A 26,355-nucleotide genomic window follows, 5' to 3' on the forward strand; every position below is an offset into this window, starting at 1 on the left:
AACAGACCTATTCAAATGGAGGGAATATAATATATGTGGAATCATAAACAAAAAGCAGTAGCAGTATTAACATTATCATTGGCAATTGCTGGGGCAGGAAGTGCAAGTGCAGCTTCTACGTTTACAGATGTAAAAGATAAAGATAATCAAACAATTGTCAACGCGTTACATGACAAAGGAGTTATTAACGGAGTGAGCGCAACTCAATTTAAGCCGGATATGACATTAACACAACCACAAGCCATTCAAATCCTTGTAAAAGCATTTGATCTTAAAGGTGATGTAACAGAACCAGGTGATGATCTTGCACGTAAAGCATGGTATACCGATTCTTTGCTTATTGCCAAAGCAAACAACTTATCATTGCCAGAAACATTTAATGCTGAAGAAAAAGTAACACGTGAGCAATTTGCTTTGTGGTTACATGAAGCGATTAATGTTACAGGAACGTACCCGAGTACAAAAATGTTTGTCGTCTTTACCGATCAAGACAAAATCAGCAAAACAGCTTCCGCAGCGATTCAAGATTTGGTCAATATGAATGTGATCGATCGCAGTACAATGGGTAAAGCATTTATGCCTACCAAAGATATTACACGTATGGAAGCAGCAGAGTGGGTATATCATGCGGTACAAATGGTAGATCGCTACAATAAAGCTAATGATGATACAACAACTCCTACACCGGGCGAAACGGATGGTGGTCAAATGGGTTATGATCCAGAACTTAGCATTGCACCCGCAGATACAGCAGATCAACAAACAGTAACATTGACAGTACAGCTTCCTAACCCGGGATACTCGATCAAAATTACTGATGTAAAGTTGACAGATGATAAGCGTGCAGTGATTAGCTATACTACAGCCAAACCAGCTCCAGGTGAAATGAATCCTCAAGTAATTACAGAAGGCAAAGTAACAACAACAATACCAGCAGGTTATACACCAGAACTAGCTAAATAAAGCATTAATTCCTGTATATCTGCAACGTTAATAAATCTTTATACCAAAAAAGACCTGAATCCCACTGTGCTGACATAGACAGTCGGTTCAGGTCTTTTTGATGGATTGATGTAATCAGAAAATCGCAATACACATTATTTCATTAAGGCTTGATAACAGGTGGTTCAGTTGCTTTTTTGGTCTCATATAGATTGGAGCTAACTTTAAACCAATCGAATAGATGTGTCACGATTACTTTGAGTACTGCATATCCAGGAACAGCTAACAAAATACCAACCACTCCGAATAATTTACCAGCTGTTAAAATCACAAAGATAATCGTAATAGGATGCACTTTAAGTGATTTACCCATAATTTGTGGCGAGATAAGCTTACCTTCAACCAATTGAACAATCGTCCATACAATTACCATTTTGAGCAACATAAATGGCGAAGTCACTAATGCGACAATCAATGCTGGTGTAATTGCAATCGCAGGTCCTAGATAAGGAACAATACTCGTACAGGAAGCGACAATGGCTAACACTAATGAATAATCAAGTCCGATAATCTGATACCCGATATATAGTAGAATCCCTATACATAGACTTACAATAATCTGTCCGCGAATATATGAGCTAATTTGGTGGTTCATTTCAGACATCACTTTGCCTGTCTGACTGCGTAAAGTGACCGGTACAAATTTCATAATAAAGCCTGGTAATTTGGCACCATCTTTTAATAAGTAAAATAAAATAAATGGCACTGTAACGATAGATAATATCGTTTCTGTTAATGCTCCCAAAAATCCACCGATACCGGTAAACGTCTGATTGATAATCGAAGAACCTTTTTCCGATAAATTTTGTACCAGATCATTAGGATTGATACTAAATGTATGTTGAATTTGTTTGGAAACATCGCCGCCCAACCAGTATTGAATCTGATTTACAATCCCATCATAAAAGGCAGGAATATTACGGATTAATTCTCGAATCTGTGTCTGAATGACAGGAATCACAAGACTAACAATTAATACGATCAGACCGATAATAAGAAGGTATAGCAAAATGATGGAATAAATTCTTTTTACTTTACGTTTTTCCAGAAAATTCACTAATGGATTTAGTAAGTAAAATAATATACCGCTTAAAACGATCGGTAAGATGACCGTCTTGACCAAAACAAACAGAGGAGTAAACACATAAGGTATTTTGGAAAGTAGAAAAATATTTAGTGAGATTAACAATAAGACGAGTAAAAAAATAACAAACCGATTGTTTAGAAAAAATAATTTGAATCGCTCGCTCCAAAGCCGAGTTCGTTCCATAGTGATTCATCCCCTTTGACGACGTTATGCTCTAATTAGGTTAGTGAAAAAGCTTTAAGTTAAGAATAGCTTGCTACAAGCAAGAGAGCAAGTTACATATACAAGGATATGAAAAAAGATACAAAAATGATTATTGCGTCGAAAGACTCATAAAATTTACTTTGCTATGACTTTTATCACACCGATTTCTCTTATTTTTTGCTAAAATTTAAATTAATAAGTGACTCAAGTGGTAGAAAAGTAAATACAAGTAGGAGCAAAGTATGGCTCATCTTTTGACTCATTATCCAGTATATGACCTTATTTATTTCTACTCCAAATCTTAGATATATGAGGTGCATCATGAAATTATCTTTAGGTTCAAAGTTAGTGTTGAGTTTTATCGGCGTATCTATTATTACGTATGGAACAAGTGCTTTTTTTATTTTTTACTTGAAAGCGTATTTAGCAACAGCGATGAGTGATTGGCTATATGTATCTATTATATTGCTTATGGGTATTACATGGAGCGGAATATTAGGATTTGTTATCTCTAAATTTTTAACTAAGCCAATTGTTAATTTATCCAAAGCCGCCAAACGGGTATCAGATGGCGACCTGATGGTAGATATTCCAGAACGTCGTGAAGAAGATGAAATCAAAGTGCTTAACGATGCGTTTCGCGTAATGGTTACTAATATTAAAGATATTATTAATGATATTTCTAACAATACCACTACAACATCGCATAATGCAGAGAATTTAAGTCAATCTATTACAGAAGCGACTAGCCAGATTGAATCGATGGCAGCAGTAGCCGATGATATTTATCATGGTGTCGGTAAGCAACGTGAATCTTCTGAATCTTCACTTCAGACGGCAGAGCAGATGTTAGGTTCTTTCCAAGAAATGAAAGAGAAGTCATCGCATATGCGCGAATTGTCCAGTAATATGGAGCAATCGGTAGAAGCAACCAAGCATATTTTTTCATCATTAAAATCAGGTATGAGTACCCTTGCAGACTCTCAGACACAAGCGGAACAAACGGTACGTCTACTGGATCATCAAGCTTCTGATATCGGTGCTGTTACAGGAACGGTCAAAGAATTAGCCGAACAGACTCATTTGTTAGCATTAAATGCTTCTATTGAAGCCGCGCATGCAGGGGAGCATGGAGCAGGATTTGCAGTAGTAGCGACAGAAATTCGTAAATTAGCCGAACAAAGTAACGATTCTGCGCAAAAAATTCATAGTCTGATTATGGCAGTCCAATCTCAGATTCATGATACAGTGCAATTGATTCATAATCAAAATGAACTGGTACAAAATGAAACATCCAATACGCATAAAGTCGAATCTACACTGATTGAATTTGCAAATGTAGTCTATGAATTTATGTCTGCTGTTCAAGGAATGGAACATTCGATCACTGAACAAACCGATCGTGTAGAATTAACATACCAGAATGTGCATACAATTCGTCAAATGGCTGATAAATTTTATGAAGGAGCCAAACAAATCTCAATGGCTACTCATGAAGAAACAGCGATCATGGAAGAAATCTCATCATCGTCTGATGAACTGAGCATGATGACCAGTCGTTTATTAGAAAAAACAAAAGCGTTTTCGTTGTAAAAATTGAGAGAATAAGTTAATAAAAAGAAGCCTGTATCATCCGTTAATCTGGATCATGCAGGCTTCTTTTGTTTATTATGTGGTGCGTCCAATTAGATGAGCAGGTACAGGAACTTCTTTGTCTTTAGCAGACTCTGTACCATCAGCAATAGCGTTAGAACCAGAACCAACTTGCATTCGGTACATCTGGCGATAGCGTCCGTCGATTTCCATCAATTCATCATGGTTACCACGTTCAACGATTTCACCGCGATGTAGGACTAGAATCTGATCTGCACTACGGATAGTGGATAAGCGGTGAGCAATAATAAAAGTCGTACGACCTTTTTTCAAAACATCCAAAGCCGATTGAATCAAAGCTTCGGTCTCAGTATCAATATTGGCTGTAGCTTCGTCCAGAATAAGAATCGCTGGATCAAAAGCAAGTGCTCTAGCAAACGAAATCAATTGACGTTGTCCAGCCGACAATGTGCTTCCTTTTTCCATAACAGGTTCATCATAGCCTTTAGGAAGATCAGACAAAATCTGCTCGGCTCCGACATCACGTAAAGCCTGTTCGATGCGTTCGCGTGAAATCTGTTCATTTTCCAAATTGACGTTAGAAGCAATCGTTCCTGTAAATAGATAAGGATCTTGCAATACAATGCCCATATGCTGACGTAACCATTGTTTGGGCAACTTTTGTACATCTTGTCCATCAATCGTAATCGTGCCTTGCTGTGGATCATAGAAGCGGAACAGTAGATTAATAATAGAACTTTTACCCGAACCTGTATGACCCACCAGAGCGACAGTCTGTCCTTGCTTCGCTTCAAAAGTGATATGCTTGAGAACAGGATCTTTTTTATAAGCAAAAGTCACATCTTTAAATTCGACATTACCTTTGTAACGAGGCATTCCACCATCGGTTACTGGCTCGCCTTGTTCATCCATTAATTCAAATACACGTCCTGCGGATACCATAGAAAGATCGAGTGCTGCTAGTTGATTGACCATACCTGTAACCGGTTGGAACAATCTTCCCAATACATCGACAAACGCATATAGTACCCCTAGTGAAATGACACCTTCAACTCCGCCCAGTGCAGAAGCACCGAAGTACCATAATACAATAGCAAATGTAAGACTACGCAACACATTGACTAGATTATGCGAAGTAAAAGCATTTAGATTTAACATTTTATTCTGATAAAACAGATAATCGTTGTTTAGATTTTCAAATTCTTCTTGAGTCTGACGTTGCTTACGGAATACACGAATAATCGACATTCCTTGAATCGATTCATTGATAATAGCGTTAATCTCACTAAGTCTAGAACGGATAATAGTGTTGTATTTGGTTGCAACTTTGCGGTATAACACAATCCACAAAACAAGCAATGGAACAACAAACAAACAGATCAGACCCAGTCGAAAGTCTAGTAAAAACAGTGCAATATAGACACCGATCATATATACAATTCCTGAGCTGAAGTTAGCCAGTACTGCGACAAATAAATCTTTGACCGCTTCCGTATCATTGGTAATACGTGATACGACTTTACCTGCTGGCAGATTATCAAAAAAAGGAATTGGTAATCGCTGAATATGAGCGTATAAGTCTAAGCGTAATTGCTGAATAACTTTGTTAGCTGACGATTGCAACCAGTAGGTTTTCCCGAATTCCATAATGATTGTAATAAGCAAGAATACAAAGTACCAGCCAATTAGCTTATAAATACCCGGTAGTTCTGGTTGATAAAATGAAAATAATTTATTAGCTGTTAAGGGCACCGCTGGATATTTCGCTGTACTTTGGTTATTTTGAATCGTTAAGACGCCGTTACTGTACGTGCGTTCTCCTTTGGTTGATTCAACAGCACCTTCGATAAAATAAAAGCTCGTCCCACTTTGGATCACATGAGCCTGTGCGCCTTTGGTTTCGCCTTCTGTCCAGAATCCTTCGCGTTTATAATAATTGCCGTTATACAAGACAGCATTGGTACTAGAAGAAGTCTGATAAAAAGGTTGTTCAATTGCAAATAAATGATTATCAATAATATTTTTAGCGATAAAAGGGCCGGCAAGCTCAGCCCCTACACCGATCGCTAACATAATCAACGCGATAATAAATGTTTTTTTCGAACGTAATGCATATTGATAAAGCCTTTTGGTAATTGTTTTGTTATCGAGCTTCGTTGTGGGTTGCTCGTTATAATCTTGAGTCTCCAATAAAGACACCTACCCCTCTAAGGAATCTGCTAGTTGCTGACGTTCATATTGCTCACGATACCAGCCATCCGACTGTAGCAATTCAGCATGAGTTCCTTCTTCAATAATTTTACCGCGATCGAGTACTACGATATGATCTGCATGTTCTACCGCTGATAGGCGATGAGTTGCGATTAGAGTTGTTTTACCCGCACGTTTGGTACGAATATTCTCGATAATTCTAGTTTCGGTACGAGCATCAACAGCAGATAAAGCATCATCTAAAATCAATACTTCAGGTTCAGCGATAAATGCACGTGCCAGAGATACACGCTGCTTCTGACCACCGGACAAAGCCACACCGCGTTCACCGACAATCGTATCTAGACCATCAGAAAGTGTATGCAAATCTTTGTCAAATGCTGCTGTATGGATCGCATTCAATACTTCATCATCGGATGCATCCGATTTGCCGAAGCGAATATTTTCACGCACACTGCGCGAGAATAAGATCTGTTCTTGCGGAACATAACCGATCCATCCATGTAATTGGTCTTTGGCGATATCGTGGATAGATACACCACCAATTTCAAGTTCACCTGTTCCTGTAGGATATTCATAGAGTAGTTGTTTGAGTAAAGTAGACTTACCACTACCTGTTCTACCGACTACGCCTAGCGTTTCACCAGCTCGAATCTGTAGATTCAGATGCTCTAGATTATCCACTGTAGAAGTGGGATAACGGAAAGTGACATCTTTAAATTCAATCTTATGAAGCGATGGCACATGAACCGGTTGAGCGATATCTTCAACATCCGGTTTGACATAGAGTACTTCGTTTACACGATCTAGCGAAGCGCTACCACGTTGCATCAAGTTGATCAATTCACCAATTGCAAACATCGGCCAGATCATCATTCCCAGATACAAGTTAAACGATACAAGATCGCCCAGTGTTAACTCATTATGAAATACCAGATAGATTCCATAACCGAGTGCAATAATATAACTGAGTCCAACAAATAGTCGGATCGTCGGTTCAAACAGCGCATCGACCATAACGACACGTAAGTTTTTGCGATAAACATCATCGGTAATCTTTTCAAAACGATTCTCATCAAAACGTTCTTGTACATAGGCGCGGATAACACGTACACCTGCGACTGATTCAAGTACCTGATCATTCATATCCCCGAAAGCATCTTGCGCCAGGGTATAACGTTCATGTACAACTTTTCCGTAAATCGCCATAGCAAGAGCAATAAAGGGAAGAGGGAGAATCGCAGCGATCGTTAATTTCCAGCTGATCACAAATCCCATCGCTAACAATATTGTTAATAAAAAGAATGTGGAATCGGTAAGAGTAAGCATTCCGAATCCAACCGTCATAGAAACAGAACGTAGATCATTGGTAGCACGAGCCATCAAATCACCTGTACGGTTCCGTTCAAAAAAGGGTGGAGTCATACGCAATAGATGAGCCATAAATCGAGTCCGTAAAAGACGCTCTACTAGATTTGATCCACCGAATAGACTGTGCATCCATACATACGTAATTCCATAAATAACAACCAAAATAACTAACGTGACTGAAATATAATAAACCAATGAAGAGACAGTAATCGTTCCTCCTGAAATCTCATCAATCGCACTTCCTAACAGCTTGGGAGGCGCTAATTCAAGCACGCCGGCAATGATCAATAAAATAACACCGATCAAGTACCGCTTTCGTTCACGACTGAAAAACCAGCCTAAATTTTTGAAAACTGCAAACATATCATCACTACCTTTCTTTCGAACACTGGTCAAAATCCACATAAAAAGACACGTCGTCTGCAAACGCAAACGACGTGTCTTGTATGGACATCATATAGCGCGATTGCTGAGCAACCGCCATATGACAAATAGATATCATTGTGGATAAAGATCAAGCGTGATTTAAAGTACACAATCTACTTGAAGAATTCCATCTGCCGGGGTGCTCCGATATTTAATTGTGATAAAGCTACGGGAATATAAGCGTCAATATGTACGTTCATCATTTTATCCATGGAGATTCACCCTTTCTTCTCAAATGTAGTATGCAGATGGTAATAACTTCTAAATTAGTACCTGTCTGCTGTTGATTGTATCATTGCAATTTTTGCATTGTCAACGTAAAATTCATAAAATCTTCATATTTTTTTAAGGTATTGTTATTTGGATACACAGAAATGAATAAAAAAGCAATAGTGATATCGTGTTATAATAGGCTAGAGAATAGGGTAAATGTTAAAAAGAGAGGTGGTATAAATCATGAGTATAGTTGTATCTGATGAAGCCGCACGCTGGTATAAAAAAGAGTTGAGTTTAGCAGAAGGTGATGCTGTGCGCTTTTATGCACGATACAGTAGTAATAGTGAAATTCATCCTGGATTTTCATTAGGTATTTCTGTAGAACCGCCAGTGAGTCCGGCACTAACGCAGGATGTCGAAAATATCCATTTTTATATGGAAGATCAAGATTTGTGGTATATCAACGGTTATCAATTGAATGTAGAATATATTGAACATGAAGATGATATTCGGTACGCCTATATGCCGCAATCTCAGTAAACAGAACAGACCTAAAAAAAGCTTCTTCCTCGAATAAGGAAGAAGCTTTTTTGCTTATTGATCCACATATTACAACTTACATTACACTGTAGGTGTTCCTTCAAGCGCAAAAGAAAAGTCTTCAATATCATACACTTGAACAGGGATTTTAGCTTCAATAATCCGATGAATCATTTCAAATTGATCGGTTAACATAGGAACTTCTTTTTTTAGAGCAGAGAGAATCATTTCTGTCTCAATCGGATCAAACGATTCACCATAATGAGCATTATCCATTGCATTGATAATTTTTAATTGTACTTTTTCACTGAGTAAAATAGCTGAACTTTGAGCCCACGGAACATTCAGTGAACGTTGAATTTTCTTTTTGTTAAGCGGTTCTTCGAAATAAGCAATCAATTGCTGAATTCTTGTTTTGACATACTGATTCTCGTTGTCTTCGTTCATTAGAGGTTCAGTACTTTCAGCAAATTCGTATAATTCCATAATACTTGTGTATGGCACAATATATTCTACCGGTTTTTCCGGATCAAGCAGTTGACCATAGATAGCGATCATAACCGCTTCAATAACAAAAGTTTGAGACATAGGTGTATCCTCCTGGATGATGCTAACACATTCAATATAAGCATTTTATCATCGATTCATATTTAGAAAGTATACCACACCTAAGCCTATCGGATAAGCACAATCGTTGAATAGAGTTTGTCCTCATGTAGAATAGTTGCTAGGATTTGCCGATTAATAAAGAGAGCAGACCTGCTGCAATCAATGGCCCAACAGGAACACCTTTGAAAAAAGCGACACCGATTAGTGTTCCGATCAATAACCCGGCTACTACTGTCGGTTGATTGGTCATTAATATGGTTCCTCGTCCGCCCAAGTAAGCGACAAATAAACCAATCCCTATCGCAGCAAGTGATTTCCAACTTAAAAAAGAAGAAAGGATCGTATCTAGTGAAATTTTGCCACTTGCGAGTGGAGTCATAACACCAATTGTCAAAATAATAATCCCGATCGTTAACCCATATTTCTGCAACCATGGGAATGCTTGATGCCAGCCTAATACACGAATAAGCAATAACACAAGCATTGCAATCGTAACCGTAGAGTTGTTGCCGATAATCCCAAGAGCGACAAGCACTAACAAAATTATTGCCGGTGTATCAATCGCAGCCATTTTGATAAGATCACTCCTTTCATCATGTCTTTACATAGCAAAATGCCCGCCTAAGCGGACACTTTTTACAGGTAATCAACTACATGTAGTCTATTCTGTATGGATTCTACAATGATTAATGAGCCATTTGCTTATGAATATGGTTAGCAATTTTGTTACCATGACGACGACCGGTTTCGATAAATACTTCATTAGCATTACGACCAGAAGCGATAACGCCTGCTACATAGAGGCCTGGAATATTGGATTCCATCGTCTCCAGATCGAACTTCGGCTTATCCATATCGTCACTCATTTCAATACCAGCAGAAGTGAGTAACTTACGATCAGGATGGAAGCCTGTCATCGCAAGTACAAAATCATTTTCAATCGTCGCTGTTTCCCCATCATTTTGCGTAATAATAACTTGAGATGGAGTGATCTCGGTTACTTTAGAATTGAGATGAAGAGTCACATTGCCTTTGAGTACCTGACCTTCAAATACAGGACGTACCCATGATTTGATATTTTGCGAAAGATCACTACCACGATAGACCATATCAACATGAGCCCCTACACGTACAATTTCAAGCGCAGCATCGACAGCAGAGTTACTTCCTCCGATTACGGTTACTTTCATACCTGCATAAGGATGAGCTTCGCGGAAATAGTGAGTGACTTTATCCAATTCTTCGCCCGGGATACCCAAGTAGTTAGGATGATCAAAATAACCTGTCGCCAGAATCACTTTGCGTGCAGTATAGGTTTTGTCTTCACCATGACGATTAGTGGTCTGAATTGCAAATGTACCATCTTGTAGTGGCTGTACCTCAAGCGCTTCTGTATAAGGTTGAACACGCAGATCATAATGACCTGCTGCACGACGATAATAAGCTAAAGCTTCATGACGGAAAGGTTTGTCATACGGAGTTGAAAATGGCAAATCTCCAATTTCTAACAGTTCCGGAGTACTAAAAAATTGCATATTTGTGGGGTACAAATAAATAGAATGTACCATATTATACTTTTCGATCAATAATGTCTTCATACCTAAACGTGTGCATTCGATTGCAGCAGACAGCCCGCAAGGCCCTGCACCGATAATAATTACATCTTCCATCACAGTGGTCTAGCTCCTTCCATAATCTCTTTTCTGTATAAACGATCTTATCCGTTCAGATCGTTATTAAAATAGAACCATATTTATCCTACCCTAATATGTTATAAAATTCTAGCGTACTTAGGCACATAGACACAATTTAACGTTCAAAACGCACAAATTTGTAAAAAATTGAATCAATGTATGTTAAATGAGGTACAATGATAGTAAGCACAAAAAAGTTAGCAACTTTCTTTACACGTATCTGAAAACGTTTTCGCACTCGATCGCTTAATAATCCCAGCTTGAGGGAGGAGAGACCGATATGTCTGTACTTGGACTATTTAGAAGAAAAGACAAAGAAGACGTCAATAAGTTACCATCTGTTCATGTCACATTAGATGAGTTGCGGTGTGCCGTATTACAATTTGAACGCGAAATGGATAACGGTATTAATCGTACGGTGTTGATGAAAGAAGATGGAAGTCTCGATCTGCCACGAATTGCTCGTTATTTAGGCGGAGTGAGCGATCAGAAGTTCTATTTATCACGTGAAACATTTGAAATTTTTGCAGAAGAAGAACAGTCTATTCCGTACCATTTGGATCGTGTGCAGCTTGCTGTCGATGATTATATGAATGAGACTGGAAAATTACCGATTGTAGAAGATTCAGTGTATTTTGAAGTGGATTGTCGTATGTTGTATCAACAGCATTATTTGCATGAAATTCCTGAATTTAAATTGTATATGACCGATCAAGAAATGATGGTTACTCATCGTCAACCTGTGGCATTACCTGATGTCAAAGCGCAGGAAGATCATTCTTACGTATTATTGTAAAATGGTTTACAGGTTATCATAAATTTGAATATTCACAGACCAAAGAGAGATTATTCTCTGCAAACTGTATACTTAATAAAACCCGCTTAGCAATGTGCGGGTTTTTTGCTGTGTTGTTTGCTATTTTATAGATATTCTAGCATAGGCAAAAGCGAAGCCAGACAAGATTTGGTATACTTTTAGCAGAATGTATACATAATTTACTTGTAGGAGTGGATAGAATATGAAGATTAGTGCAGTTATTTTTGATTTGGATAATACATTGATGGATCGAGATTATACGTTTCGAGCCTTTTCGCAAAAGTTGATCAGTCATTATTTAGGTCATATCAATGAAGAGAAAGCGAGAGATATACTAGGGTATATGCGTATTGCTGATGCCGATGGGTATCGTCCTAAACGTGGATTTTTTGAAGAATTAGTTGAACTCCTACCCTGGGCAGAGAAGCCTACTGTAGATGAGTTATTTGCTTATTATACAGAGCACTATATGAAAGAAGCCTGTCTAATGAATCATGCGCTTGATGCTATTCAAGCATGTCGGCATCAAGGGTATAAGTTAGGCATGTTAACCAATGGAGCACATGAAATACAATATGGCAAAGTAGAGCATTTGGGATTGGAATCTTACTTTGATGTCATTTTGACTTCAGGTGAAGCAGGCATCAAAAAGCCAGATCCGAAGATTTACGAGATGATATTAGAGAAATTAGGCACAACCGGAGAAGAAACAATATTTGTCGGTGATCATCCTACCAACGATATCTGGGGAGCCTCCCAATCAGGCATGCGCGGTATTTTCCTGCGTCGAAGTTTTGAGTGGGATAAGCAGTTAGGTGTAGAACCCTGGTATGTGATTGAGGAGTTGAATGAGTTGGAGGATATTTGGCAGGGGGTTAAGAAGTAGATAGTAGGTTTTATGATCTATACTGAAAAATAATAAATAAAGCAAAAGACCTTTAAATAAGGTCTTTTTTGTCGTTTAATAAAAAGCTACTATTTTTGAATAAAAAAATATGGTACTATATGCTTACTTATTTACTTTATAGATACTTTTTTACAAGTAAATGGATTTTAATGATGTTATAAATAAACACCAAATAACTATGAATTATTTGGAGGTCTTTTATCAATTGTATAAAATCAATTTTTCATGAACTTTGGAGGAACTACTAATGGAATTAGAAAATAATCCAGTTACTAAGCGTTTAATTGAAAAAACTGAACGAGAATTAAATCATTTTTTAGATGATTTAGCTACACAATCAATAAACAAAATGTCTTCTTTGTTTGCTGGTTCTGGCGTGTCCCGAAATTCTGGACATGCGACTTGGGGATCTTTATTTGAATCTTTAGCTACAGAATTGGAAATAAAACTTACAGAAAATACAGATTTATATAAAGTCGCCCAGTACTATGCTAATAAATATACGGAGCCACAATTAAGAAGAAAAATTAATGAACAGATCAACAAATTCAAACCTGGAAATGAAATTTTAAGTGAATTAATTGATGTGAATTTCAATAATATCTGGACGACAAATTATGATCCTTTAATCGAACAAGAATTGGATCGTCGATTTATTCCTCGTAATGTTATACATAATGAGAAAAACTTAGTCAATATTGATCGAAATGAAAAAGTGAATGTTTATAAGCTTAATGGTGATATTTCTGATTTGGAAAAAATGATATTAACTAAGAAGGACTATGATCATTATTCAAACAGTCATACTTTATTTTTAACATTTTTGAAAAAAGAACTAATTTCAAATACTTTTCTTTTTGTGGGTTATAGTTTCACAGACTCTCTTGTTCTGGATTGCCTTAGTTCAATAAATCATTTACTCGGAGGAGTAGGAAATACACATTATGCTATCATGCTAGTAAATCAAGAAACAACAATTGAATTTGAGCATATGGTGGACGATCTTAAACAAAGATATAACATTCAAGCTATTTGTATAACAAAAGATAATATAATCCCTCTTTTAAAAAAATTAAATTCTAGAATCCGGGAAAAAAAGGTGTTTATATCTGGTGCATATGACAAAGTTGCAAATGAAGTGGTGACTCAATCAGATCAATTATCGCAAGCTTTAGTAATTTCATTGTTAAAAAAAGGATATAGAATATCTACAGGAGTGGGAAAACGTTTAGGTACTTTAATTACTGGATACTCCTATCAATATTTAGCAGAACAAGGTATTCAGAATAAGGATAAATATCTTTCAATGAGACCTTTTCCTTTTCATAAAGATCTTTCACAAGATAAAAAACAAGAATATAGAATTAGTATGCTACATGATTGTAGTGCTGCTATATTCTTATTTGGTCAAAGCAAGAAAACTACTGAACAAGGTTCTATTGAAAAAACAGGACATTACAGTGAAGGTGTTTATCATGAATTCTTACTTGCGAAAGAGCGCAACATGACAATTATTCCGGTTGGAAGTACAGGATACGAAGCAGAAGTAATTTGGAGAGAAGTCAACGAGAATATCAATGAATTCCCATATCTTTCACAAACAATAAATGCACTAATGACAGAAAAAGATCCTGAAAAAATAGCCGACATTATTTTACACATCCTTAACGAGGTTGCCGAGAATAAACGTGCCCACCAATAGTAAGAAAAGGCTCTCAATCATTAATATGTCTCTCAAGTCTACTTCTAGTGAAAGTTTCGTTTCGTTAAATAACTTTTTGAAGCCAGCTGTGTAATAAGCAGGAGCATTACTTAAATCGTAATTACATTCTATATACGAACAGCCAGCATATAGTAAAGCTATTCGAGAATTAAAATTTTTTTCATCTAATTCTAAATAAGATCGAAGTAAGATTAAAATATAAGAATCATATTCCATGTTGTTCATTTTCTTTTCTAAAGAAGGAAAACTTTGACTTTCATGCTTCATCAAATCATCTGAAAGAAATTTACAAATAATATGGTTGCAGGTTGAACGAACATCGATAGAAGGAGTAATTTCTTTATATACTAAATTTTTTAGCCAATCGTATTTTGGAGGAACTTCGCTTGCAGACAGATTAAAAAATATAGGGAAAATGTGCATAGTACCATTTAAATATTTCTGATACATTAAATCGATTTCTTCATTTGCACAGTAAGACTGAATTGAATTTGGACTTAGAATTATGATTCCATATGAAGACTCTTCAACGCCTTCTACAAAATTTTTATGATTGCGTTCATCTCCTAAAAGCATTTGATCGCGATCATACCATACAGGAATACGGTAATTTCTGATATGGTATAGGATTGCTTCTACTATATGATGGCGATCTTTACTTGAAAAACAAAAAAATATCATAGGTTTCTCCTTTTCAATATGTAATCATATGAATCTAATTTATTTTGCACACTAAAAGACCTCCAAATAATTCATAGTTATTTGGAGGTCTCTAATCGATTTCTAGGGTTGAATTTTGTTAATACTGCGCGCTTTCTTTTAACAGATACCTCTGTATAAATCTCCGTTGTACTCACACTGGAATGCCCTAATATTTCTTGAACTGCTCTCAAATCGGCTCCATTTTCTAACAATTGAGTAGCAAAAGAATGACGTAAGTAATGTGGGGTAGCACTTTGATTAATTTTTGCCATCTCTTTATATTTACAGAAAATATCCTCAATACCATAGATCGATAAGCCGTTTCCGTATTTATTTAGAAATAAACAGTCGTCTTTTGGATGAAAAGCTTCTCTTACTTTAAGCCAGTCTTGAATCTTATCGAGGAGTTCTTTGCTAGATAGATAAAGCAATCGTTCTTTGCGTCCTTTGCCAAAGATAACAACGACTCGATTGCGTAAATCAAGGTCTTTTAGTCGAATCTGAACCAATTCCCCAATACGAATACCTGTGGAAAAGAGTAAGTCTATAATGGCATCATTTCGTATACTCAAGCGCGTGCTGAATTCTGTTTTTAAGCGGTTGCGATCATGCTCTGGGGCAGATAATAAACGTTTGATTTCATTGGTTGGTAACGTTTTTGGAATACGCTTAGCCGTTTTGAATCGTTTACCGAAATTGATTAATGGGGATTGATCGATCCAGTTTTTTTGATCCAAAAATAAGAAAAATCCTTTAAAGGATATATATTTCCGTTTGATGGTAGAATCTTTTAAAAGATTCAAGTGACTCAATGTATTGAAATATAAATAGATTTCCGCTTCGGTCACAACTTCGATCTGATTCTCTACTAGCCAATCATGGAACATATTCAAATCGTATAGATAAGCTTTGATCGATTTTGGTGATAAATTTTTTTCGATCAATAAATAATTGACATACTTTGCGATATAATCGTTTAAATCAATCCTAGATACTAACAATTTTCATCCTCCTGTGTCTCCAACAACTTCAATTTCTTCTCTACATTACATAATCTTTAAAATACAGATTCTCCATTATACCAAAATCAATCATTTTAACATGTATCGATTTATGTGGTACCACAGTATTTGTTATTTCACTTTGCAAAAGTAATTCAACAGAATTATGATCTAGACTTTTAATGCTTGCAGATGTATGGCGATCATTGAAAGTCTTTTTAGCATGTCTACACCTACAACCTACATTTACATACTCAAGCATCGATTTTGAATGTATGTACTATATAAACTGCCAACCATTCAAGCTCAAAGTAGCACTATTTTATTAATTACATATTAAATCTAAACAAAAATAGTTTTCAATATTTACGAAAACCTATATTTCGACATATTTTGCGAAAATAAATTGTTTCTATACTCAGAAGTGTCAGTGATATAGACGTCTAAACAACTTTGGATAACTAACGTTTAAGAAATAAGCGCTTTGTAAAAGTACATATGTTCAGATCAGTGAGAGAAAGGAATGAATTATGAAGTGGTATTTACATGCGTTAGGTAAACGCAAAATTGTAGAGTTTTTGTTGTTGATCGTCTTTGTGATTTTTTTTCTGGGACCATTGCTAAATTTATTGATATTGGCTGTATCTGGTAAGTGGCAGTACCCGTCAGCTTTACCACAGAGCTGGTCGCTACAATGGTGGCAATTTGTGTTGAGTCAGGATGATGTGTTGCAGTCTATTTCGCTCTCTTTTCTGATTGCGACGGTGGTGACGGTATGTTCGATTATTGTGTGTGTACCAGCTGCTTACGCTTTTGCACGCATCTCATTTCCGCTGAGTAAATGGTTTTTATTTTCGTTTTTGCTTACTCATGCATTTCCAAAAATGGGCTTGTATGTCTCTATTGCTGTTCTGTTTTACAAATTCGGCTTAATGAATACTTTTGTAGGCATTGTACTGATTCATATGGTTAACACTTTGATGTATATGACATGGATTCCAGCGTCTGCTTTTCGCAGTGTGCATCAAGCTCAAGAAGAATCGGCACGCGATGTAGGAGCAGGCCCGATTCGAGTATTTTGGAAAATTACATTCCCGATGGCTTTTCCTGGTATTATGGTTGCTTCGATTTTCACCTTTTTAGCTTCATTGGATGAAGCGCAAGGCACGTTGTTGGTGGGGATTCCTGATTTTAAAACGATGCCGATTATTATGTACTCTATTATCGCAGATTATCCGAATACGACAGGTGCTGTATTCTCTGTAATTTTGACATTACCGACAGTGATTCTGTTAGTAGCTGCCCGCAAATTTGTAAGTGCAGATGTATTATCTGGTGGGTTTCAAGTGAAATAAAGTGGACTATATTGCAGATTCTATGGTTACCCAAGAAGCAGGAGGAGTTATGAATACAATCATGCAGTCTCAATTATCTATTCGAAATATAAGCAAAATATTCAAAACAGGCGATGGTGTGAAAAATATTTCGCTTGAGATTGCCAAAGGCGAAATGGTGACATTACTGGGCCCATCGGGTTGCGGAAAAACCACTGTTTTACGATCGATTGGTGGCTTTTTGGAACCGGATAGTGGAGATATTTTAATTCGTGGGAACAGCATATTACAGTTGCCTCCTGAAAAAAGACCAACTGCTATGGTATTCCAAAGTTATAATCTGTGGCCACATATGACGGTATATGAAAATTTGGCATTTGGTCTGAAAATCCGCAAATATACTAAGGCAGATATGGAGCGTGAAGTGAAAGCCGCTTTAGAAATGGTGCAACTCGGTAGTGCAGCAAGCAAGCATCCTACCCAGTTATCCGGTGGACAGCAACAGCGGGTGGCTCTAGCCAGAGCACTACTATTAAAGCCAGATGTATTACTGCTAGACGAACCTTTTTCCGCTCTGGATGCCAAGCTACGGATGGAGATGCGTGAAGAATTACGTGATATTCAGATGGCTACCGATATGACGATGGTTTTTGTAACACATGATCAAGAAGAAGCTTTATCGATCTCAGACCGAATTGTAGTTATGCATGGTGGTCAGATTGAGCAATTGTCTACACCACAGGACATCTATGATACGCCACAATCGCTGTTTGTCGCTAATTTTATCGGTCGTATCAATGTATTAAAGGGGGTGAGTGATGGACAGCATATTACAGTGGGTGGATTGCGTCTGCCTAATCCAAAGTTAGAATTGCCTATCGGACATTGTATCGTTGCTGTTCGTCCAGAAGACATGTACCTGTCTGAACAAGAAGAAGGCTTAACAGGTCATATTCGTCAGGTCATGGTACTCGGTCATTATGCAGAAGTATCAGTCAATTATGAAGAAGAAGTTCTTAAAGTATTTGTACCTCGTCAACAAGCGGCTACCTTACATCCAGGTCAACCGATATCGCTGATGTTTAGTAAAATGAATGTTTTTCCAGAAATCAGTGTATCGGAAGCAGACAAATAACAAGAAGCTCATGCTAAATTCATCTCAAAAGCAGTTATTTTAAAGGAGGATGTTCTTGTGTTAAACAAAGCAAAAATGAGTATTCTACTGATGGTTGGATTATGTATGGTTATGGCGTTAGCCGGATGTGGAGGCAAATCCGCGACCAACGAAGCCAATGCAAGTAGTTCTTCTGCAAACACCACAGAGATTTCTTTGTATACCAGTGGTTCGTTAAATGTAAAAGAATTATGGGAAACGTTAATTCCAGAGTTTGAAAAAGCTAATCCAACGATCAAAGTTAAATTGGTATATCTTCCATCCGGAACAGGTGGACAATCTGCACTGGATCGCCTTTTAGCTGCCAAGCAAAGTGGACAGACCAATGTAGATGTAGATCTATATGAAGGTAGTCTGGACGATATTACAAAAGGCAACAAAAATGGAATCTGGGCCAAATTAGATACAGCAAGTGTACCTAACCTCAAAAATATTGACACATCAATATTAAAACAAGTAAATGATATGGCTGTTCCTTACCGCGCTTCGTCAGTAGTACTGGCGTACAATAGCCAAAATGTACCTAACCCTCCGAAAACAGCAGACGAGTTATACGATTGGATTCGTCAACATCCCGGCAAATTTGCTTATAATGACCCTTCTACAGGTGGAGCAGGTAGTTCATTTGTAACTACAGCCATTTACAATTTTTTACCCCCTGAAGATATGAATAGTAGTGATCCTGCTATCGCACAGAAATGGGATCAAGGATTTAATTTGTTAAAACAATTAGGGCCGTCTATGTATCAGCAAGGAATCTATCCGAAAAAAAATCAAGGCACACTCGATTTACTTGCTAATGGTGAAGTAGATATGGTTCCAGCATGGTCAGATATGGCACTAGAACAGATCAACAAACAGCTATTACCAGATACAACCAAGCTAACTCAGATCAGCCCTGCTTTTACAGGTGGCCCTGCGTATCTGATGGTGCCTGAAATGTCGACCAAAAAAGAAGCTGCACAAAAATTGCTTGATTATATACTTACACCGGAAGCTCAGACGATTGTAGTGAACAAAATGTACGGTTACCCTGGGATCAAATGGGATCTAATGTCTAAAGAATTACAAGATAAATTTGCAAGTGTGTCTGCATCGTACCGTCAATTTAATGGTGGAGATCTACAACAAGAGATTTACAAACGCTGGCAGACTGATGTTGCAGGTCAATGATGATGAATTCTACTGTAAAAAAAGGGATACTAGGGCTTGCTCTAGTTATCCCTTCCTTTCTTATTTTGTTTTTTGTCGTGATCTTGCCTATTTTGTATGCTATTCGAGAAAGCTTAATCGATGAAAATGGTAGTGGATTTGGCTTAGCCAATTATATTCGTTTATTTACCGAGCCAACGATGCGCAAAAATATTATCTATACATTAAATGTAACCGTTGTTTCTACTTTGTTATCGTTAGTAATCAGTTATGCGTTAGCCGTCTATCTACGGTTTGGTCATGGGTGGGTGGTGCAATGGATCAACCGCTTATATTTTATCCCGATGTTCGTACCCGGTGTGATTGCCACTTATGGTCTGATTACAATGTATGGTAATCATGGTTGGTTATCAAGACTGTTGTTATTGATCGGAATCGATACATTTCCCAAAATTATTTACGATTATAAAGGATTATTACTTGCTAACTTATGGTTTAATATTCCGTTCTCAACGATGTTATTAAGTTCTGCTCTAGCGGCAGTACCTAACTCGGTCATCGAAAGTGCACGTGATGCAGGGGCAAATATCTGGCAGTTATTTTTTCGATTTGTTTTGCCACTCTCTTATAAAACGATGTGGGTAGCAATCACATTTATTTTTATGGGCGTAATCGGTAGTTTTACCGCTCCTTTTCTAATTGGTGCTAATGCTCCTCAAGTATTAGGGGTCGCTATGCAACAAGTCTTTTCTAATTATCAGGAGACTCATACTGCAAGTGCGATGGCTGTATTGATGTTTTTACTGTGTTCAGTCATGGGTTATTTCTATATTCGAACGATGGGGAAAGAGGGATAACATTGATGAACAACACTCAACATGACGCTAACGTTATTAGTACAGCAACATTAGATGTTTTATTGACACGTGCTCAACGTTGTTATTTTCAAATAGATGTTCCAGCAAAAGGGTTTGTAGAGTTGCATCTAAAGGCTATGAGTAATAGTCACTGGCAACAGAAAAATCATGAGTCAGCTATGGTTCGTATCTATATCAATCATCAGTACAATCAAGATTTGATTTTATTTTATGGTAAAGACTCTTTTGTATATCCTCGCTTACTTGGACAACTGGAAGCAGGAACTTATGAGATTGAATTGGAATTTCGTGATCCCGAATCTCCTTCCAAAGTAGAAGAGATTCGCTTGGAAAGTTATGAGGCACACTGGATCGATGCTACTTCTTCGTCAGCACTGGTCTACCAGCATACACCGATTGTCTATGGACGCAATCTGACTCATGATTATGAAAGTACATTTACAGATACGCCGCTTCTTGTCATGTATTGGATGCAACAGAAAGAAAATCGCACGGTAATTGAATATCATATGGTATTCAGTCATGAGGATGAAGGTACACCTTCTGGATTATTGATGAGTAAATGGGGCAGAACTACAGATATTGAATGGATGTATCGTGTCGAAATTGATCATGCAGGTCATGTATTATCTGCTACATATCAAGGTCCTCATCATGTGACAACTTCATTTCAAGGTAAAACCGACTGTGGTGGTCTACCTGTATTACAAGCCGCTACAGCTAACGGTAACTTTGTAGATGAAGTCTGGTCGAATTATCGCTTGATTCTGCCACCATCTTATCGTTGGTATCCTGAACAAGAACCACGTGAACAGATTATGAGTGTATATCCGTTCACGTATCAGATTACCAATTGGGAAATGAATCGTCAGTATATCGTAGATCGTAACAACGATCCGTCTTCATGGAAATTGGGAGATCAGCGTCAATATGTATTTATTCAGAGTTCGAAATATGCTTTGGATGTCTATAATGCTCGTATAGATGTCCAACAGACTTGTCTTGATTATCAAGTGCGCTTACAAGGACAAGAAGAATGGTGGTCATCGAGCTTTAACGATTTACGAGTTGCTGATTTTCGCGCAGCTTATCAAGGACCAGATTTACATTTTTCGACTACGATTAAGTTACCACCGGGCACTCAGATTGATCATATTGCCGAGATTCGGGTGAATCTTTTGCCTGAAGGGGTAGAACGTATCGGTGTCAAAGGAATATATGCGTTTATGTTAGATCAGGAATATAGACCAACCATCGGTATCCAATCACAGACACAGGTTGAATTGACCTCGATCTCTCCTGTACAGACATTGTGGAATTGCTTGACGTTGATCTAGAGAAGTGGGTATAGCCGATAAGGAAAAGGAGACAGTTGTCGATGGAAAAATGGTTGCACGTATCTGGTAGTATTGATCCGTTAGCTTCACAGACTCATATTACGTATACTTTTCCGATATTAGAACAAGCATCGATGATTCGTATCGAGTTCAAGTATGCTCCCAAAACGTTAACAGATGCCGCTCAAGCTCAAACTATAATTGAATCTGCGATGGTTCGATATGGCTATGACGCGCCACAAGAACATGAATGGCAAAAGTATGCTCCGCTACAAAATCTGATTACACTATCTGTCGATGATCCACAAACCCATCGCGGACAAGCGCATCGGCAAGACTCACAACAGACTCATTTTTTATCAATAGATCATGCTTCGCCAGGATTTTGGAAAGGTTCTAATCCTGTAGGAGAATGGAAAGTAATATTAAGTGTTCATTCGATTGTGACGCCAGAATGTCATTATCAAATTGAAGTATGGGGGGATTAACAATATGAAATGGATACCTTCTGAATTACATACTCATACACTTCATAGTGATGGACAACACACTTTAGATGAACTGGTACAGTCAGCTCTGCATCTAGGTATTGATTGTATTGCACTCACCGATCATAATACACAGTCGGGTCTACAAGATCGTCAGCGTATTCAACACGAGACAGGTATTCATATTATTCCTGGTATGGAATGGACTACGTTCTACGGGCATATGATTACGATGGGGATTTATAAATATGTGGATTGGCGTAATCTGGGTATACATGATATTGAAAAAGGGATCGATCAGGTACATGCACAAGGCGGTCTTGTAGGTATTGCTCATCCATTTCGGATAGGTAGCCCTATCTGTACAGGTTGTTATTGGGAATATCCAATAACAAATTGGCAAAAAGTAGATTATATCGAAGTCTGGTCTACATTAATGCCGTCTATCAAAAAAGACAGCCAGCGTGCTTTTGCCTGGTGGACATCTTTACTAAATGAGGGGCATCAAATAACAGCTACCAGTGGTCGAGATTGGCATCGCACAGAAGATCACGATGCTCCAGCGGCTATTACATACATAGGTACAGAAGATGAAGAAAAGTTGTGGCATTCATTAGATATATTGCAGACTTCAGATGTATCGTATACAGATCGTGTAGAGCTAGAACCCAAAGATCATTCTGCTCTGACCGCTCTTCGTCAAGGAGCAGTCACTGTTACGATGGGGCCTTTGCTTACTTTTACCGCCCATATTGCCCATCCAATTCATGATGATCAATCTAAGCGTTATCATATTGGACAAGAACTCTATTGCCCACCCCATGAAAAATTAAAGTTAGAGATAGCGTTAGATACGATTTGTCGTCAGCAATATTACACATTAGCCGATCAATCGTTACGCTTAGTAGTAAATAGCAACCGGGGAATATTGTTCGAACAACAAATTCCAGTGCAAACAGAAGTATATGATTGTGAATTAGAACAGACTCAAGTATTAAGCTGGGTACGGGTCGAGCTGTATGGCTATTTTGCGGAAACGTATAGCATGATTGCTTTTACCAATGCTATCTATATCACTCATTCACTATAATGAACTGATTATAATTACGACACTCTTATATTTTGCCTATAGAAAGGATGTATAGATTCATATGTCTGCCAAGCAGGAAACCGTCAAACTTCGTATCGAGCAATGGATCGCAGAACATCATATTCATGCTGGAGACCAATTACCTTCTGAATCTACATTAGCTACTGAATTTAGAGTCTGTCGTACTACTGTTCGTGGAGCCATTCGTAAGCTAAGAGATGAAGGGAAATTGTTTGTCAAACATGGCAGTGGTACGTTTTTGACCCGTACATTGCAACATATCCCAAGTTCACTGGATCGACTGTATAGTATAGGAGATATGATTCGTTCAGCAGGTCTAACAGAAGACCAACGATTAGCTTATATCATTTCAGAAAAGTGTCCTAGTGAAGTGGCTGAACGAATGGAACTATCTGTCGATGAACCGATGATCGTTTTGGAACGTTCACGAATGGCAAATGGCGAAATTGTCGCTCATTCGATCAACTATATGCCGGTGCAACTTGTGGGCAATACCTTTGATGAAAGTGTATTTACAGGATCTTTATTTCAACATTTAGAACAACAGGTAGGTATTCAGATTGTAGGAGCAGATTCAGAATTGACAGTGCCACTTTCTACAGATCCACATAGTCAAAAGTTATGTGTTCATCCACAATCTGCTGTTTTATTGCTTAAACAGACGCATTATGATGAAATGAATCGGAAAGTATTATATTCTTACGACTATGTTCGCAACGATATTTTCACATTTTGGATAAGACGAACACGATAAATAAATTAAAATTAAATGATAATCATTATCAATGGAGAAAATTAATGCTATAATAGCCATCTGGATGTAGTTTTATACTACACCGGTGGTTATTTTTTTAGCTACAATACATATATTTCTAAATTACACATCAATGATGTGGAGAAAAGGAGACAGCAATGTTAAAACGTTTTTTTGCTTATTATCGTCCTTACAAAGGATTATTTGTGATCGATTTTGGCTGTGCGATTATTGCAGCTATTCTTGAATTAGCTTTTCCATTAGCAGTAAACCGCGTTATCGATGATTTACTTCCGGGTGGAGAATGGCGTGTCATTTTATGGGCATGTGTGGGATTACTAGGAATATTCGTCGTTAGTTCATTTCTTAATTATGTCGTAACTTATTGGGGACATAAGCTAGGAATCAATATTGAGACCGATATGCGCAAAAAGCTATTTGATCATGTGCAGCGGTTACCGTTTCGCTTTTTCGATAATGCGAAGACAGGGCATCTGGTATCTCGTATGACTAATGATCTGATGGATATTGGTGAGATTGCTCATCATGGACCTGAAGATTTATTTATCGCTGTGATGACACTTGTTGGTGCATTTGCTTTGATGGCTAGTATTAATATGGATCTAGCAATTTTAACCTTTGTAGTTGTGCCTTTGATGATCTATTTATCACTCTTTTTTGGACGCAAAATGTCAGTCGCTTTCCGGCGTATGTTTGGAGATATCGCTGATTTTAATGCACGTGTCGAAAATAACGTTACTGGAATGCGTGTTGTACAAGCTTTTGCTAACGAAGATCATGAAATCAGTCAATTTGCGATCAACAATGGACGTTTTCGCCGTACTAAGCTTGTAGCGTATCGCATTATGGCGTGGAATTCGTCGATTAGCTATATTTTGATGAAATTCGTTTCTATTTTTGTACTTGTATGTGGTACATGGTTTGTGATTGAAAAAGGGATGAGTTATGGTGACTTTATCGCTTTTGTACTTTTATCTAATGTATTTTTAGCGCCGATCAAGCAATTGAATTCGGTTATTGAAACGTATCCTAAAGGAATAGCAGGCTTCCGTCGTTTTGAAGAATTGCTGAATACCGATACAGAGATTCATGATCTACCGGATGCTCAAGAAGTAAGTGGGCTTAAAGGAAATATTGTGTACAACGATGTATCGTTCGGTTATGAAGGTAAAGATTATATTTTGAAAGGGATCAATCTTCATATTCGCGAAGGAGAAACAGTGGCTCTTGTAGGCCCTTCTGGTGCTGGTAAAACAACAATATGTAGTCTATTGCCACGCTTCTATGATATTGCTGAAGGTGAAGTGACGATAGATGGTATTGATATTCGCAAGATGACATTATCTTCATTACGCTCCCAGATCGGTGTTGTACAACAAGAAGTCTTTTTATTCGATGGTACGATTCGTGAAAATATTGCTTACGGCAAACTGGGAGCAACTGAAGAAGAAATATGGACAGCCGCTCGTCAAGCACAGCTTGAAGAAGTGATTACTTCGTATGAAGAAGGAATGGATACAATTATCGGAGAACGTGGCGTGAAGCTATCCGGTGGACAGAAGCAAAGGCTATCGATTGCTCGTATGTTCCTCAAAAATCCACCGATTTTGATTCTAGATGAAGCGACATCTGCGCTCGATACCGAGACAGAAGCAGCAATTCAGCAATCTTTAAATGAATTGTCGCAAGGAAGAACAACATTGATTATTGCGCATCGTCTGGCTACGATCAAAAATGCAGATCGTATTATCGTTGTTACCAAAGAAGGTATCGCTGAACAAGGCGCTCATGATGAACTCATTCAAGCTGGTGGTGCATACAGCCGTCTACATGCCGCTCAATTCGGTACGTAACAGGTAGTGAAGTAAGAAATACAGAATTGTTTTAAACATTTAAAAGCTAGCATCCCGATCAAGAACATGTACTGTTCTTGCAAAGGATACTAGCTTTTTTATTGTATTCGTATCGTATTTTAATTGAAC

General features: G+C 37.7%; 23 protein-coding genes. 15 read left to right on the top strand and 8 right to left on the bottom strand.

The features are described 5' to 3' along the window. Positions 1 to 33 precede the first annotated feature (33 nt). Complete coding sequence (locus tag PQ456_RS09190; RefSeq protein ID WP_273615834.1) at positions 34 to 963, top strand: S-layer homology domain-containing protein; 930 nt, start codon at positions 34 to 36, stop codon at positions 961 to 963. Positions 964 to 1,105: 142 nt separating this feature from the next. On the opposite strand, the gene PQ456_RS09195 is transcribed toward PQ456_RS09190, so the two are convergent. Beyond that, on the bottom strand, positions 1,106 to 2,272 hold the full coding sequence (locus PQ456_RS09195) for an AI-2E family transporter (protein WP_273615835.1): 1,167 nt from the start codon (positions 2,270 to 2,272) through the stop codon (positions 1,106 to 1,108). Between the two features lie 342 nt (positions 2,273 to 2,614). On the opposite strand from PQ456_RS09195, the gene PQ456_RS09200 reads away from it, so the two are divergent. Continuing rightward, a complete protein-coding gene (locus tag PQ456_RS09200; protein WP_273615836.1) occupies positions 2,615 to 3,886 on the top strand; it encodes a methyl-accepting chemotaxis protein in 1,272 nt (423 codons plus the stop codon). Positions 3,887 to 3,961: 75 nt separating this feature from the next. Here the strand turns inward: PQ456_RS09200 and PQ456_RS09205 are convergent, their stop codons facing one another. Both PQ456_RS09205 and PQ456_RS09210 read right to left on the bottom strand, forming a co-directional pair. Then, positions 3,962 to 6,097 (bottom strand): ABC transporter ATP-binding protein, encoded by a 2,136-nt coding sequence (locus PQ456_RS09205; protein WP_273615837.1) that lies wholly within the window; start codon positions 6,095 to 6,097, stop codon positions 3,962 to 3,964. Between the two features lie 9 nt (positions 6,098 to 6,106). Beyond that, positions 6,107 to 7,852 carry an ABC transporter ATP-binding protein gene (locus tag PQ456_RS09210; RefSeq protein WP_273615838.1) on the bottom strand — a complete coding sequence of 582 codons (1,746 nt, stop codon included), beginning with the start codon at positions 7,850 to 7,852 and terminating at the stop codon, positions 6,107 to 6,109. 519 nt (positions 7,853 to 8,371) lie between these two features. Here PQ456_RS09210 and PQ456_RS09215 point away from each other — a divergent pair. Continuing rightward, positions 8,372 to 8,671, top strand: coding sequence for a HesB/YadR/YfhF family protein (locus PQ456_RS09215; RefSeq protein WP_273615840.1), 300 nt, complete (start codon positions 8,372 to 8,374; stop codon positions 8,669 to 8,671). Positions 8,672 to 8,752: 81 nt separating this feature from the next. Here PQ456_RS09215 and PQ456_RS09220 read toward each other — a convergent pair whose 3' ends face one another. From PQ456_RS09220 to PQ456_RS09230, 3 genes are all read right to left on the bottom strand, one after another. Then, a complete protein-coding gene (locus PQ456_RS09220; RefSeq protein WP_204824496.1) occupies positions 8,753 to 9,259 on the bottom strand; it encodes an ADP-heptose synthase in 507 nt (168 codons plus the stop codon). A 139-nt stretch (positions 9,260 to 9,398) separates the two neighbouring features. After that, positions 9,399 to 9,851: a DUF441 domain-containing protein gene (locus PQ456_RS09225; protein ID WP_373461954.1), complete on the bottom strand. Its 453-nt coding sequence runs from the start codon at positions 9,849 to 9,851 to the stop codon at positions 9,399 to 9,401. 115 nt (positions 9,852 to 9,966) lie between these two features. After that, the gene (locus PQ456_RS09230) at positions 9,967 to 10,950 is read right to left on the bottom strand and encodes a YpdA family putative bacillithiol disulfide reductase (protein WP_273616288.1); all 984 of its coding nucleotides are present in this window, start codon (positions 10,948 to 10,950) and stop codon (positions 9,967 to 9,969) included. Positions 10,951 to 11,254: 304 nt separating this feature from the next. Between PQ456_RS09230 and PQ456_RS09235 the strand changes: the two genes are divergently transcribed. The 3 genes from PQ456_RS09235 to PQ456_RS09245 all read left to right on the top strand — a co-directional run bounded on the left by PQ456_RS09235 (position 11,255) and on the right by PQ456_RS09245 (position 14,400). Then, complete coding sequence (locus tag PQ456_RS09235) at positions 11,255 to 11,770, top strand: DUF3939 domain-containing protein (protein WP_273615841.1); 516 nt, start codon at positions 11,255 to 11,257, stop codon at positions 11,768 to 11,770. A 223-nt stretch (positions 11,771 to 11,993) separates the two neighbouring features. After that, positions 11,994 to 12,677 carry an HAD family hydrolase gene (locus tag PQ456_RS09240; protein WP_273615842.1) on the top strand — a complete coding sequence of 228 codons (684 nt, stop codon included), beginning with the start codon at positions 11,994 to 11,996 and terminating at the stop codon, positions 12,675 to 12,677. Between the two features lie 268 nt (positions 12,678 to 12,945). Continuing rightward, positions 12,946 to 14,400: an SIR2 family protein gene (locus tag PQ456_RS09245; RefSeq protein ID WP_273615843.1), complete on the top strand. Its 1,455-nt coding sequence runs from the start codon at positions 12,946 to 12,948 to the stop codon at positions 14,398 to 14,400. Here the strand turns inward: PQ456_RS09245 and PQ456_RS09250 are convergent. Both PQ456_RS09250 and PQ456_RS09255 read right to left on the bottom strand, forming a co-directional pair. Continuing rightward, positions 14,353 to 15,102, bottom strand: a complete 750-nt coding sequence (locus PQ456_RS09250; RefSeq protein WP_273615844.1) for a toll/interleukin-1 receptor domain-containing protein — start codon at positions 15,100 to 15,102, stop codon at positions 14,353 to 14,355. The two genes, PQ456_RS09245 and PQ456_RS09250, sit on opposite strands and share 48 nt — an antisense overlap. 77 nt (positions 15,103 to 15,179) lie before the next feature. Beyond that, positions 15,180 to 16,124, bottom strand: coding sequence for a tyrosine-type recombinase/integrase (locus PQ456_RS09255; protein WP_273615845.1), 945 nt, complete (start codon positions 16,122 to 16,124; stop codon positions 15,180 to 15,182). Positions 16,125 to 16,654: 530 nt separating this feature from the next. Between PQ456_RS09255 and PQ456_RS09260 the strand changes: the two genes are divergently transcribed. The 9 genes from PQ456_RS09260 to PQ456_RS09300 all read left to right on the top strand — a co-directional run bounded on the left by PQ456_RS09260 (position 16,655) and on the right by PQ456_RS09300 (position 26,226). Further along, positions 16,655 to 17,479: an ABC transporter permease gene (locus tag PQ456_RS09260; RefSeq protein WP_273615846.1), complete on the top strand. Its 825-nt coding sequence runs from the start codon at positions 16,655 to 16,657 to the stop codon at positions 17,477 to 17,479. A 61-nt stretch (positions 17,480 to 17,540) separates the two neighbouring features. Next, complete coding sequence (locus tag PQ456_RS09265) at positions 17,541 to 18,593, top strand: ABC transporter ATP-binding protein (RefSeq protein WP_273616289.1); 1,053 nt, start codon at positions 17,541 to 17,543, stop codon at positions 18,591 to 18,593. A gap of 57 nt (positions 18,594 to 18,650) precedes the next feature. Continuing rightward, a complete protein-coding gene (locus PQ456_RS09270) occupies positions 18,651 to 19,805 on the top strand; it encodes an extracellular solute-binding protein (RefSeq protein ID WP_273615847.1) in 1,155 nt (384 codons plus the stop codon). 2 nt (positions 19,806 to 19,807) lie between these two features. Beyond that, entirely contained in the window at positions 19,808 to 20,641 is an 834-nt protein-coding gene (locus tag PQ456_RS09275) for an ABC transporter permease (protein WP_273615848.1), read from the top strand. Positions 20,642 to 20,646: 5 nt separating this feature from the next. Further along, positions 20,647 to 21,999 carry a hypothetical protein gene (locus PQ456_RS09280; protein WP_273615849.1) on the top strand — a complete coding sequence of 451 codons (1,353 nt, stop codon included), beginning with the start codon at positions 20,647 to 20,649 and terminating at the stop codon, positions 21,997 to 21,999. A 41-nt stretch (positions 22,000 to 22,040) separates the two neighbouring features. Then, positions 22,041 to 22,487, top strand: a complete 447-nt coding sequence (locus tag PQ456_RS09285) for a hypothetical protein (RefSeq protein WP_273615850.1) — start codon at positions 22,041 to 22,043, stop codon at positions 22,485 to 22,487. Positions 22,488 to 22,491: 4 nt separating this feature from the next. After that, entirely contained in the window at positions 22,492 to 23,577 is a 1,086-nt protein-coding gene (locus PQ456_RS09290) for a CehA/McbA family metallohydrolase (protein ID WP_273615851.1), read from the top strand. 61 nt (positions 23,578 to 23,638) lie between these two features. Continuing rightward, entirely contained in the window at positions 23,639 to 24,352 is a 714-nt protein-coding gene (locus PQ456_RS09295) for a GntR family transcriptional regulator (protein WP_273615852.1), read from the top strand. 158 nt (positions 24,353 to 24,510) lie between these two features. Further along, the gene (locus PQ456_RS09300) at positions 24,511 to 26,226 is read left to right on the top strand and encodes an ABC transporter ATP-binding protein (protein WP_273615853.1); all 1,716 of its coding nucleotides are present in this window, start codon (positions 24,511 to 24,513) and stop codon (positions 26,224 to 26,226) included. The last annotated feature ends 129 nt before the right edge of the window (positions 26,227 to 26,355 follow it).

This window comes from Paenibacillus kyungheensis, assembly GCF_028606985.1.
Lineage (GTDB): Bacteria > Bacillota > Bacilli > Paenibacillales > Paenibacillaceae > Saccharibacillus > Saccharibacillus kyungheensis.